Annotated in this window: 12 protein-coding genes; 4 read left to right on the top strand and 8 right to left on the bottom strand. The window is 39.6% G+C overall.

Going from position 1 to position 12218, the window contains the following annotated elements; genetic code table 11:
• Positions 1-9: 9 nt before the first annotated feature.
• The 6 genes from dnaG to EHO65_RS13475 all read right to left on the bottom strand — a co-directional run bounded on the left by dnaG (position 10) and on the right by EHO65_RS13475 (position 3945).
• Positions 10-1800, bottom strand: coding sequence for a DNA primase (gene dnaG / locus EHO65_RS13500; protein WP_135775118.1), 1791 nt, complete (start codon positions 1798-1800; stop codon positions 10-12).
• An 11-nt stretch (positions 1801-1811) separates the two neighbouring features.
• Entirely contained in the window at positions 1812-2261 is a 450-nt protein-coding gene (locus tag EHO65_RS13495) for a GatB/YqeY domain-containing protein (RefSeq protein WP_100723936.1), read from the bottom strand.
• A 39-nt stretch (positions 2262-2300) separates the two neighbouring features.
• Complete coding sequence (gene rpsU / locus EHO65_RS13490; protein ID WP_008591132.1) at positions 2301-2510, bottom strand: 30S ribosomal protein S21; 210 nt, start codon at positions 2508-2510, stop codon at positions 2301-2303.
• Positions 2511-2711: 201 nt separating this feature from the next.
• Entirely contained in the window at positions 2712-3176 is a 465-nt protein-coding gene (locus EHO65_RS13485) for a hypothetical protein (protein WP_135775117.1), read from the bottom strand.
• Between the two features lie 67 nt (positions 3177-3243).
• Positions 3244-3459, bottom strand: coding sequence for a hypothetical protein (locus tag EHO65_RS13480; RefSeq protein ID WP_086449339.1), 216 nt, complete (start codon positions 3457-3459; stop codon positions 3244-3246).
• Positions 3460-3522: 63 nt separating this feature from the next.
• Positions 3523-3945 carry a hypothetical protein gene (locus EHO65_RS13475; RefSeq protein ID WP_135775231.1) on the bottom strand — a complete coding sequence of 141 codons (423 nt, stop codon included), beginning with the start codon at positions 3943-3945 and terminating at the stop codon, positions 3523-3525.
• A gap of 183 nt (positions 3946-4128) precedes the next feature.
• Here EHO65_RS13475 and fbp point away from each other — a divergent pair, with 183 nt between their 5' ends.
• Positions 4129-5151, top strand: a complete 1023-nt coding sequence (gene fbp, locus EHO65_RS13470) for a class 1 fructose-bisphosphatase (RefSeq protein ID WP_135775116.1) — start codon at positions 4129-4131, stop codon at positions 5149-5151.
• A gap of 315 nt (positions 5152-5466) precedes the next feature.
• A complete protein-coding gene (locus EHO65_RS13465) occupies positions 5467-7119 on the top strand; it encodes a thiol-activated cytolysin family protein (RefSeq protein WP_135775115.1) in 1653 nt (550 codons plus the stop codon).
• A gap of 56 nt (positions 7120-7175) precedes the next feature.
• Here the strand turns inward: EHO65_RS13465 and galE are convergent, their stop codons facing one another.
• Positions 7176-8147 carry a UDP-glucose 4-epimerase GalE gene (gene galE / locus EHO65_RS13460; RefSeq protein ID WP_135775114.1) on the bottom strand — a complete coding sequence of 324 codons (972 nt, stop codon included), beginning with the start codon at positions 8145-8147 and terminating at the stop codon, positions 7176-7178.
• Between the two features lie 159 nt (positions 8148-8306).
• Here galE and EHO65_RS13455 point away from each other — a divergent pair, with 159 nt between their 5' ends.
• Together EHO65_RS13455 and EHO65_RS13450 are read left to right on the top strand one after the other, a co-directional pair.
• Positions 8307-8516 carry a YgaP family membrane protein gene (locus tag EHO65_RS13455; RefSeq protein WP_135757389.1) on the top strand — a complete coding sequence of 70 codons (210 nt, stop codon included), beginning with the start codon at positions 8307-8309 and terminating at the stop codon, positions 8514-8516.
• Positions 8517-8534: 18 nt separating this feature from the next.
• On the top strand, positions 8535-11033 hold the full coding sequence (locus EHO65_RS13450; RefSeq protein ID WP_135775113.1) for a cation-translocating P-type ATPase: 2499 nt from the start codon (positions 8535-8537) through the stop codon (positions 11031-11033).
• A 91-nt stretch (positions 11034-11124) separates the two neighbouring features.
• On the opposite strand, the gene EHO65_RS13445 is transcribed toward EHO65_RS13450, so the two are convergent.
• Positions 11125-12111: an NAD(P)-dependent alcohol dehydrogenase gene (locus EHO65_RS13445; protein WP_135775112.1), complete on the bottom strand. Its 987-nt coding sequence runs from the start codon at positions 12109-12111 to the stop codon at positions 11125-11127.
• Positions 12112-12218: the final 107 nt, after the last annotated feature.

Below are 12218 nucleotides of genomic sequence, written 5' to 3'. Positions count from 1 at the left end.
GTCCCCTATCTATCTTACGCCCGAGTTTTCATTACGGATAAATTCCAATAATTTTGCTTTCTCGGTCTTATAATATGCCAGTTTTGTAAAATGTTCAGGATCATCCATAGGTGAACCTGAATCCAACTCTTCCATTCTCTTATCGATCACGAAAAGTTTCTGTTGATTTAATAGTCCTTTAAACACCTTCACGGAATCTTCAGGACTCATATCCGCTTCTGAGATCAGAAAAGGAGCTATGGATTCCTTAAATTCGTTTGGGATCTCTGAAGAAATAACGGAAGCGGGAGAAACTTCTTCTTCGCTTGCGTATCTCGTATATATAAAGTCCCATAAAAACGCACTTTTAGAATCCAAGAATTCCAACCCGGATAATTCTTCGGAAAAACGGAATAAATGATTAGCCTTCACGAGTAAGGCAATGATCTCTCTTTCGCATTTTTCGGCAGGATTCGGGCCTGATACACGTTTGGCGGATTTATCCTTATTATTATCGGACCCTGGAGAGGCAAACTTGGCTCCTCCACCCTTATAATCTCGTAAAACTGCATCCATACTGATCCCGAGCCTTCTTGCTCCGAGACTTAAGAAAAACTCCCGGTCAGAGTCCCGATTGAACCCTTTCAGAAATTGGTATAAATTATCCAGGGCCCTTCTTTTCTTTTCAGGAAGAGCGCGAGAATCCGCCTTATCCAAAAGTTCCTCAACCACAAAAGAAGAAGCCGGGATTTGGTTTTCCAAAAGTTTATGCAATTCTTGGCGGTTCAATTCCTTAGAAAGATCGAAAGGATCCTTTCCTTCAGGTAATAATATAACAAAACAATCCAGGCCCTCTTTCAGGCAAAGTTCCGCTGCATGTAAAGCGCCCTTTCTACCTGCGGAGTCCCCGTCCAAAACCAGAAGGAATTTATCCGAGAATTTCTTCATGGTCCGTATATGATTTTCAGTCACAGCCGTTCCCATACAAGCAACTGTATTTTCCAGACCCTTATCTACGAGACCGATCACATCCAAATATCCCTCCACTAAAATTGAGGTTCTGGACTTTTGGATGGATTCTTTTGCCTGATGAAGATGATAAAATGTTCTTCCCTTATCAAATATGGAAGAAGCAGGACTATTCACATATTTAGACTCTTTTCCCGGGCCTAAAATTCTCCCTGAAAATGCGATTACTCTCCCAGAAAGATCAAAAACTGGGAACATGATCCGATCCCTGAAAAAATCATAAGGTTCTTTTCCCTTTTCGGATTCACGGATTAGGCCCACTTCTAGAGCGGCCTTAATTTCTTCTTTAGTATTAAAAACTTTTCCGGCTAAATGATTAAATCCACCTGGAGCATACCCAAGTTGGAAGGATCTTTGGATCTCTTCTCCAAGACCTCGAGAATTCAAATATTCTCTTGCTGCGAGTCCTTGCGGACCGCGTAAATTTTCCTGGAAGTAAAGTAAAACCTTCTTATTTACTTTATAAAGAAGTTCAGTTCTTTCTACTTCTTCTTTTGCTTTTTCTTGGATTGGGATTCCGGAATATTCGGAAAGAATTTCTTTCGCTCTTTGGAAATCCACTCTTTCGTAACTCATTACGAATTGGAATAGATCTCCGGATGCCTTACATCCGAAACAATGATAGAATTGTTTATCTATGGAAACATTAAATGAAGGAGATTTTTCTTGGTGGAATGGACATAGGCCCACCATGTTTCTCCCTCTTTTTTGCAAGGGTACAAATCGACTGATAAAACTTTCGATGGGAACTTCCCTACGAATACGGTCGATAAATTCCCTTTGGAACTGCAAGGTATACCAGCTTAGGAAAGTTTAGATTTTACGATCGCAGAAACCTTCGATCCGTCTATGTTCGCGCCTTTAAATTCAGCCATAACTTTTCCCATAACCTTTCCTATGTCTTTGGGCCCGGAAGCTCCGAGTTCTATGACGAATTTTTCTACAGCTGCGATGATTTGATCTTCAGGCACATCAGGTGGAAGATATGATTTTAAGACTTCGGCTTCACCCTTTTCTTTTTCCGCGAGATCATTACGATTTGCTTTTTCGTACATCTGGATTGCATCAGTACGTTTTACATAGCCACGTTTGATCAAAACGATGACTTGTTCATCGCTTAATTCTTGGGCTCCGTTTTTCGTAAGCTCGTATTGGATATCCGCCTTGAGTAGGCGTAAGGTGGAGAGAAGAGGCTCCTGTTTTGCTTTCATGGCCTCTTTCAGGTCGGTATTAATTTTTAATTGCAGGGACATGCCCGTTCCCCTATCTCTTTAGGAACCTAAGACCGGGGATTAACCGCGGTCTTTACGGGAGAAGAGACGTTTTTTCTTTTCTAATTTGCGTTTTGCGGATTCTAAAGCCTTTTTCTTTTTGATGCTAGGCTTTTCGTAGAATTCACGTCTTTTGATCTCGCTCATGATTCCGGCGTTAGCGCAATCTCTCTTAAAACGTTTGAGAGCGGATTCGATGGACTCGCCTTCCTTTACAATGATTCCTACCATTCGGTGGAGTTCTCCTGTTTGGATTGTTTTAGGACCGGATAAACAATATCGCAAAAAAACGATACCGACCACTGAAATAAACAGAGGTCCGGAGTCTGGGGACAAAGTACCCCGTATTTACTAATTTCTGTTGACTGGGTTGGAAGTCAAGGTCATTTGGCCGATTTTCTGGCCCGGAACCTATAAAACCCCAAAATGACCTTATATGGCCAAAATAGAGGTCCAGTTATACCCGTATAAGCCAAGTATGACTCCAATTCCAACTCCGTAAATCAAATGTCCGAATACGTGAGCTGCAGCAACACTGATCCCCGCTTCTCTAAACTGTTCTAAGGGGTGATTTCTGGCTACGAGTACTACTAAAAGGAATCCTACCAAATATCCATGGAAGAATCCCACCGCTCCGCCCGTTACAATAGAAGCGATCAAAATATGAGGCGCTAGACCGATCAGAAATGCATATGGAAATGCAAAGATGAGCCCAACGATAATATGAGTTAGTATACCAGGAACTAGCGCTTTACTCATATCCTTTGTGAAAAAACTTCCTACTGCTCGGATCATATCTGCATTTACAGATCCTGCGTAATGAATGGACCACATGGAAAGGGACATACAAATGGTTCCGACAAAACCGGCCACGAAGATCAATCCTATTGCTTCCATAATTCCTCCGCTCGCGGGGAAGAATTGTAGTCTAGAAATTTAGGTCGGACAAGAACTAAAGAATGGCTTATGCTGCAAAAAAATCCGCTTTTTGGATGGAGGAAATCTCGATTTCTGCTTCGATTCCGAAGTCACCGTTTTTAATAACCACGTCACCGTTCATTTTTCTATTTTTATCCAGCTCTATCACGGTTCCGTCTTTTAGGGTTAAAATGATATCAATTCCACGATAGTTGATATAACGTTCCAAGGTCGCCTTAAATTGTTTCGCTCTATCTTTCATCTTCTCCCCCAATACGTTTTAATTTACGGTACAACCGTTCATTTTCTCGATAGAGTTTTTTTTTTAGAAATGAGCTTTTAGAAGTTTTTCGTAAACAGGTTGGAAGGAATCTAAAGGTTCTGTGAATTCGAGAAATTTAATCTCGTAGTCTATAATGAGATGGTTCACTTGGAAGATAACTTCATCGAATCTGCTTTTTACTATATCTAATCTGCAATCAGGGCAAAAAGTTAAGAAGGATCTGGAATTCAAAACATATAGTTTATCATATGGGCGAAGATGGGCCTGGATAACTGATTTTAATTCTTCTAAAATTTCACCCGACTTTTGCTCACCGAGTAATTTGAAATACTGGGAAAGGTCCTGGAAATAAAAATGGGTCAGAACCATTTCAGTACTGAGTGAATTTTTAACGTCACGTAAGAATTGATTCGTAAATTCTTCGAATACATCCGGGATAGGCTGCTTCTGATTCGTTGTTTCCATCTCTTTTAGCAATATCGACATAGAAAGCCGGCAAAAGTCTAACTTTTTCGAAAGTAGGAAACCTTCTCTTTATATAAATCGTTACAAAATATGGTCCGAAAGATCCGAGAAATCAGACTTGTCAACCTGCCCAGGAGCGATTTTATATCCGGTATAGCTTAAAAGCTAAAAGGAGAACAAGTCGTGAGCGCCCACCCTACCCAATTAATGAGTCTTTCCCAATATTTGATCGAGGAACAACTCAAACTTCCGCAAGCAACCGGGGATTTTACGGCACTCATGAGCCATCTTGTATACGCCGCAAAAGTTGTTTCCAGAGAAGTAAGAAAAGCAGGCCTTTTAGAAAATATCTTAGGAGCAACAGAGCAAACCAACGTCCAGGGCGAAACAGTCATGAAACTGGATGAGTATGCGGATAAAATTTTTACTCATACCCTCACCCGCTGCGGACACCTATGTGTAATGGGAAGTGAAGAACAAGAAGATATTATCACGATTCCTACAGGTTATAAGGTAGGAAAATATACGATCGCTATAGATCCTTTGGATGGTTCTTCTAATATTGATGCAAACGTTTCTATCGGTACTATTTTTTCAGTCCATTTAAGGACTTCTCCCCAAGGAACTCCCGGAACCAAAGAGGATCTTTTACAAAAAGGATCTAAACAAAGAGCAGCAGGATATATCGTCTACGGATCTTCTACGATGCTTGTCCTTTGTGTTGGAAAAGGAGTCTCCGGATTTACATTAGATCCATCTTGCGGAGAATTTATACTTTCTCATCCGGAAATGAAAATGCCTGAATCTGGCGGGATCTATTCCATCAACGAAGGTAACTACGATTATTGGTCGGATGAAGTGAAAAACTATATCCGAAACATCAAGTCTATCGAAGGAGGACGCAAACCTCAATCTCTTCGATATATAGGATCTCTTGTTGCAGACTTCCACAGAAACCTATTAAAAGGTGGGATCTTCTTATATCCGAACGATACTAAATCTTCTAAATATCCAAAAGGTAAACTAAGACTTTTATACGAAGTTGCTCCTATGGCGCTTATTGCCGAACAAGCAGGTGGGATGGCAGTAACTGTAGAAGGCAAAAGGATCCTTGATCTAGAGCCAGAAGAGCTGCACGAAAGAACAACATTCGTAGTCGGTTCCAAAAATGAAGTGGAACATTTTCTCACCTTTATAAAAAAATAATATACATTCGCGGATCTTTTTATCTGTCCCGCAGAAAGAAGATCCGCTGCCAGTTAACCTTCTTCTTATCTCACTTCTCTTTTTCTCCAGATTTCCTCTAAAAACGACCCGAAAAATAAGCACTTAAATCCTACTTATATTTAAACCCTTCTCTTACTTCACACCAAGAAGACTTACATATCATTTTGCATTCTTCTTATATATTATGTTTTAATAATAAATAAAAATCTCATGATTTTATTTTAGCGCTTGCTACAAAAATTTGGGCAGATAATTCTGTGGGCACTGAAATAGAAACAAGGTATTTTGAAAGAAATGAAGATAGTGAAAAATTGGATCAAACCTTCAGTTGCTGTGGCTTTAACCGCAGGATACTTAATGAGTTGTTCCCCAAATAAATCCAACTTAAGCGGCTTACTCGGTCTTTTAGGAGGCTCAGGCTCTTCTAAACATGTGGAAGAAACAGGCCCAGGTGCGGTTAAAATCGCAGATGCAGGCTCATTATATACGGAACCTTCTTACGGGCAGGCTCTTTCCTCTTCCAGCAAGGAAGCGATTACTCCTTTTCCTGCGGGTATCCCGGTTCCGGATTCTAAGACCGGTCATTACTCTTGCACCACTACTAAATGGGGCGCTTCTGAAATAAGAAGCCTTGTGGATCGTGCAATTCTGAACCAAGGGCCTGAAGTGCTTTATCCAGGTGCTTTACTACAAGGTAAGTTTTTGGAAGCGGGAGGTTATACTCCAGTTACTATTCCAAGATCCGGTGGTAAAATTTTCCTTACCGGTTTGAAACTTTCTCCGAACGCGATCTACTCTAAGGAATTGCCTCAGGTCAGCGCTTCTAATATCCAGCAAGGTATTCAGGATATTCTATCCACAGATGTTGTAGGAACTGCAGCGGATGCTTCCTTCAGCGTAGAGCAAATTTATAACGAAAATCATCTTTTATTCAATCTTGGATTAGATGCTCGTTTCTCAGACGTTGGGCTAAAAGTCAGCTCGGGAATAGACAATCTTGGCAAAAAGAACTATATTCTGATGAAGTTCACCCAAAAGTTCTATGATGTAAACTTCGAAGATCCTACTCTTTCTACCTCTGTATTTAGAGATGGGGCTAACTTCCAAGATCCGGAAGGCCAAATAGCGGCGAATAACCCTCCATTATATGTTTCTAAAGTTTCCTATGGAAGAGTGGTTTATTTCCTTTTGGAGTCCGAATATACAGCTCTACAAGTTAAAACAGCATTAGAAGTTGCCTGGGATCCGGGAATTCTTTCCGCAGTTTCTCCAGTTCCTCCGATCGGAGGAGAAGTTTCCGTTACTCATGAGCAAGTATTGGACAGAACTAGAATTACTTATTTCGTAAGAGGTGGAAATGCAGGCCTGGCTCTTGCTCCAATTAGCGCAGCTGATTCCGCTACTCCGGGAAGTATGTACCAAGCTATCCGCAATTTCTTAGCAAATCCGGAAGCTGCAAACTACTCCGCCGGAAATCCTGGAGTCCCTATCGCTTATACATTAAACTATCTGAAAGACAGATCTGTTGCTAAGATGAGCTATACCACTGTGTATGACCAAAGAGATTGTGAGGCTACTTATTCTGAAAATCCTCAGGTATTCACTGCGAAACTTGGAAAGGTGGACGATAGGGTTCGTTTCCTAATGGACGGACAAGAGTTCTTCTCCACAAATCCTGAGGCGGATGTTTATACAGGACCTGAGATCAATCTGAATAATGCGATGAGTGTTGGCTCAGAACATGAATTCACTGTGGAAATGTATAACTCGAATTGTTTCGGAACTGCTTTGGATCTAGAACTGAAGTTAAATGGAACCGTATTAAGAACACGTAATCTAAACAGAAGTATAAGCACCTGCGGAAAGCAGTTAACTTATAAATATAAATTGAATAAGATTACCGGTGCTTGGTCCATTATAGAAGAAAACGAAACGGCAGAAATGTAATCACTATTACCGATCTTTCAGGCTTCTTCTCTACTCAGGGAAGAAGCCTTTTCTTTTTAATGAGAATGGTTTTTATGAAATTCCCAGGCGCTGGAAACTATATCCTCTATCTTTGCAAATTTAGGATCCCAACCTAAGACCTTTTTGGCTTTCGTATTGTCAGCGATCAATTTAGCAGGATCCCCTTCTCTTCTGGGACCGATTTTGTAAGGGATCTGGACCCCCGAGACCTTCTCCACTGTTTTGATAATTTCTAAAATAGAAAACCCTTGTCCTGTTCCTAAATTGAAAAAGTCGGATCTACCGCCTTTTTTCAGATATTCCAATCCTAGATGATGAGCCTGAGCAAGATCCATTACATGGATATAATCTCTTACAGCGGTCCCGTCCTGGGTATCGTAGTCGTTTCCGTTTACTGTAAGTGAATCTCTTTTTCCCAATGCTTTTTCGATCACAATAGGAAGAAGATGTGTCTCCGGATCATGCTCTTCTCCAATATCTAAATCGGAACCGGAAGCATTAAAATAACGAAGTGCCACAAACTTTAGATCGTATGCATGTGAATAGTCCGTCAAAATTTTTTCGATCATCAATTTGGATTGTCCATACGGATTGATCGGATCTTGAGGAGTGGTTTCCAAAATTGGAACTTCAGTAACAGCACCGTAAGTAGCGCAGGTAGAAGAAAAGATGAAATATTTAACCCCGTGATTTTTCATTGCTTCCAAAAGTTGGAGAGTGCCCATCACATTATTAATATAATATTTTTGGGGATCAGTAACCGATTCTCCTACATATGCTAATGCTGCAAAATGAATGACTGCTTCGAATTCGTGCTCTGAAAATACACGATCTAGGTCTGCCTTATTTAATAGATCTCCTTTGAAAAACTTTCCCCACTTAACTGCTTTCTCATGACCGTTGGAAAGATTATCGAATACTACAGTTTCCACACCCAATTTGTGGAGATATTTATTCATATGGGAGCCAATATATCCGGCTCCACCGGTGATCAGGATTTTTTTCATAAAGCTTTTACATGTATTTCAGAAGGATCGAAATTGTAAAAGGGAATTTGGACCTGATATTTATCATCACTCTCGGATAGACTACCTTTTCGTCCAATTATTGACAAAGACTTAAGTTGGAAGATATTTCTAAGAAAGTTTAAATGGGTAGGTGTTATTATGAAATTCATAAATTCAAATTTTTGGGACAGAGCATTTAGAGTGATATTGGGAACCTCATTAATTACTTGGGCATTTTATATAGAAGATCTTTATAAGCTTGCAATTTTTGCTGTAGGCTTTGTGATACTTGCTACTGGAATTATAGGTTGGTGTCCAATTTATACATTGTTTGGTTGGAACACTCGCACTCATTCTAAAAAATCATAAGGTACCCGTTATTCTTCATTGCAAGGTTTAAGTTTTTCAGAAGCATCCGAACTTCTTCAAAAGTTTGGACCAAACGAATCCAAACTTAAGAAAACATCCTTTTGGAGGATCAGTCTTTCCATTCTCGCAGAGCCAATGCTCGCATTATTATTGGCCTGCGGTTTTATCTACGCATTACTAGGAGATTTAGAAGAAGCGATCACACTTTCTATCGCAGTGATTGCTGTCATTTCCCTAACTATCTACCAAAAGAACAAATCTGAAAAAGCATTAGAATCCCTTAGAAAACTTTCTCCTTTACGGGCCAAGGTAATCAGAGCGGGAAAAAAAATTGAGATAGATTCCGCGTTCATTGTGCCTGGAGATCTGGTATTCTTATCTGAAGGGGATAAAGTCCCCGCTGACGGATACTTGGTTGATGGATTAAATTTGCATTCGGATGAATCTCTTTTAACTGGAGAATCCATCCCCGTTTTAAAAGAAGAAACAGATCTAAACAACCAAGGGCCCTATTCTGAGACGCAAAAAGTATTTTCCGGAACAAAGATCGTTTCCGGAGAAGGTATCTTTAAAGTATTATTCACCGGAGATTCCACTTCTATAGGTTCAATCGGAAAAGAGATGGGAGAAATTTCGGAATCGGAAAGCCCTCTCCAGAAAGAGGCCAAAAGATTCACTACATTCTTCTTTTTAGGCGCTTTAGTAATTTCTGTTTTTTTAATCTATGGTCTTGGAATTCGAAACGGCAATTGGATGAACGCGGTCCTCGCTGCACTTACATTCCTAATGGCAGTATTGCCGGAAGAAATACCAGTAGTTCTAAGTATCTTCTTTTCCTTAGGAGCTTGGAGAATTTCTAAAAGTGGAGTTTTGACAAGAAAACTAAACTCCATCGAGTCATTAGGAGCTGCAACGGTATTATGCGTCGATAAAACAGGAACCTTAACCGAAAACCAAATGAAAGTTAGAGGTTTAGTTTCTTCTTCGGAGAATAGTTTATTCGAATTTAAAACTCCGGAGGTTGAGGAAGAATTCCACTTACTATTAGAATTCTCAATTCTTGCCTCTAAGAAAGATCCTTTTGATCCGATGGAAAAAGCCATCCGAGAATTAGGGATAAATCTTTTATACGATACGGAACATCTTCATGCGGACTGGACTTTAGAAAAAGAATATCCACTTTCTCCTAAACTACTTGCACTTAGTTACGCCTGGAATTCTGAAGAACCCGGAACATTTGTAATCGGTACGAAAGGTGCTCCAGAAGCAATATTCGATCTTTGTCATTTTTCAGAAGAAAGAACCACATATTGGGAGAAAATTACCGAAACCTATTCTTTACAAGGATATAGAGCGATAGGAGTCGCAAGATCCAGGATCGTAAATTCTTATCTTCCTGAAAACCAACATGATCTTACATTCGAATTTTTAGGTTTGATCTTATTAGAAGATCCTATTAGAGAAACAGTACCCTCATCCGTTTCGGAATGTATACAAGCAGGGATCAGAGTTATAATCATCACTGGAGACCATGCAGGAACAGCAAAAGCTGTAGCTTCTAAAATAGGCTTACAAGATCATAAAGAGAGTATCACCGGAGATGAACTGGAAAAGCTCAGCGAAGAAGAATTGGATTCAAAATTAAATACGGTCGGAATTTTTTCCAGGATCAAACCTGCACAGAAATTAAAGATAGTCAGAGCATTCCAGAAAAAAGGAGAAATAGTCGCAATGACTGGAGATGGAGTGAACGATGCTCTCGCTTTACAAGCCGCTCATATCGGGATCTCCATGGGAAAAAGAGGAACAGATGTTGCAAGAGAAGCTTCCGATCTTGTATTACTCGACGATAATTTTTCCTCTATAGTAAAGTCCGTGTTTTTAGGAAGAAGGATCTATGAGAATATCCAAAAGAGTATTTCTTATATTATAGCAGTTCATATACCGATTATAGGAATGTCTTTGCTCCCCGCTTTTACAGGAGATCCAATCTTCTTCTTCCCTGCACATATTTTAGTATTAGAGTTAATAATAGATCCAACCTGCTCCATCGTTTTTGAATCTTTGGATTTAGAAAAAGGAGATCGTTATTCCAGTCCAAGAAGAAAGAATTCCAGCCTAATTACATTTTCTCGATTTACTCTATCGTTTTTCCAAGGTGCAAGTGTCCTGGTTCTATTATTAGTTATGTATTTTTGGATGAAAGAAAAAGGGATTCAGGAAAATCAGATCAGATCTTTCGGTTTTATCTTTCTTGTTGTATCCAATTTCAGTTTGATGCTTACTAATTTAACTCATAAAGGCGGATTTGTTTCTATATTAAGATCTTTGCATTACAGCGTTTTCTGGATTTTTTCTTTAGCGGCCTCTGCATTGATCGCAAGTTTCCAATTTGAATTCAGCCTTAGGTTATTTGGTTTTCAAAGAATTCCGATAGATTTGGTACTTTTCTCTATTTTGTTAGGACTTATTTCAGGTCTTATTTGGGATATAAGAAAGATCCGATTTTTTACTTGAGAGTTTTTGAAGAAGAAGTAACTTGTTTGTAAGATTTCACTGATCAATATTGAGACATTTTTCCGAGTAAAAATCTACCCCGGCCATAAAATTATTTGGTCGGGGTGTTTACTGTTATTATTACCTTACCGCTTGCATGGCCTTGTTCAACATAATGAACCGCTTGCGGCACTTCTTCCAATTTGTATTTTCTATCAATTACAGACTTAATCTTTCCTGATTGTATTAGCTCTGATAAAAAAAGAAGGTCCTTTTGATTCGGCTCTGAAGATGCTGCGATAATCTTTCGACTATCTGTTAACGAAATGAACGGTCCTAAAAGTAAAGCCTGGAACAACTGGGCTGTTCCACCTCCTGCCATAACATATCTTCCTTTCGGATTTAATGCATTTTTGTATTCGGAGAGAGAACGATATCCATTTACACCGACTATGAGATCGTATTTTATTCCGCTCTTAGTGAAATCTTCCTTCGTATAATCGATAATGTGGTCGGCTCCGAGCGACCTTGATATTTCCTTTTTGGAAGTGCTACAAACTGCGGTTACTTCGGCTCCAAAATATTTTGCAAGTTGTAAAGCAAATGTGCCTACTCCTCCGGAAGCTCCGTTGATGAGGACTTTTTGTCCTGCTTCTATTTTACCGAAATCTCTTAAGGAATGTAGAGCAGTCATTCCGGCCAATGGTAAAGCAGCTGCGTCCTCGAAAGAGATATTAGAAGGTTTTAAAACGAATTCATCTTCTTTCCCGCATTTATATTCTGCAAATCCACCAAAGCCACTTGCAAATACATCGCCGAATACTTCATCACCAGGGCGGAATTTAGTTACAGTGGGTCCAATAGCTTCTACGGTTCCGGCAACATCTGCACCTAAGATCGAAAATTTTTTAGGTTTAAAAAGACCTGCGTAAAAACGGACAAGAAATGGATCCGCCTTCATCATTCGCCAATCGGCAGCATTTACTGAAGAAGCCTGAACCTTTATAAGGACCTCATTATCCTTTGGAACAGGCTTTTGTATTTCTTTCAACTTAAGAACGTCGGTTGATCCGTAGTTCTCATATACAATTGCTTTCATTTGTACTTCTATACCATATATCTAAAGACTCAGACATTCATCAGGAAATAAATTACTGAGGGAATCTATCACTTTTTCTTTCATCGTTTTTTAGATTTTGAGCAGAT

Origin of the sequence: Leptospira andrefontaineae (assembly GCF_004770105.1) — a bacterium.
Taxonomy (GTDB): Bacteria; Spirochaetota; Leptospiria; order Leptospirales; family Leptospiraceae; genus Leptospira_B; species Leptospira_B andrefontaineae.
Note: the sequence above shows the minus strand (reverse complement) of the source record. Positions and strands in the feature narration are given on the sequence as shown.

Excerpts from the sequence above, each read along its gene's own strand:
- EHO65_RS13495 (WP_100723936.1), bottom strand. The coding sequence starts at position 2,261 with ATGTCCCTGCAATTAAAAATTAATACCGACCTGAAAGAGGCCATGAAA.
- rpsU (WP_008591132.1), bottom strand. The coding sequence starts at position 2,510 with ATGGTAGGAATCATTGTAAAGGAAGGCGAGTCCATCGAATCCGCTCTC.
- EHO65_RS13485 (WP_135775117.1), bottom strand. The coding sequence starts at position 3,176 with ATGGAAGCAATAGGATTGATCTTCGTGGCCGGTTTTGTCGGAACCATT.
- EHO65_RS13480 (WP_086449339.1), bottom strand. The coding sequence starts at position 3,459 with ATGAAAGATAGAGCGAAACAATTTAAGGCGACCTTGGAACGTTATATC.
- EHO65_RS13475 (WP_135775231.1), bottom strand. The coding sequence starts at position 3,945 with ATGGAAACAACGAATCAGAAGCAGCCTATCCCGGATGTATTCGAAGAA.
- EHO65_RS13465 (WP_135775115.1), top strand. The coding sequence starts at position 5,467 with ATGAAGATAGTGAAAAATTGGATCAAACCTTCAGTTGCTGTGGCTTTA.
- galE (WP_135775114.1), bottom strand. The coding sequence starts at position 8,147 with ATGAAAAAAATCCTGATCACCGGTGGAGCCGGATATATTGGCTCCCAT.
- EHO65_RS13455 (WP_135757389.1), top strand. The coding sequence starts at position 8,307 with ATGAAATTCATAAATTCAAATTTTTGGGACAGAGCATTTAGAGTGATA.
- EHO65_RS13445 (WP_135775112.1), bottom strand. The coding sequence starts at position 12,111 with ATGAAAGCAATTGTATATGAGAACTACGGATCAACCGACGTTCTTAAG.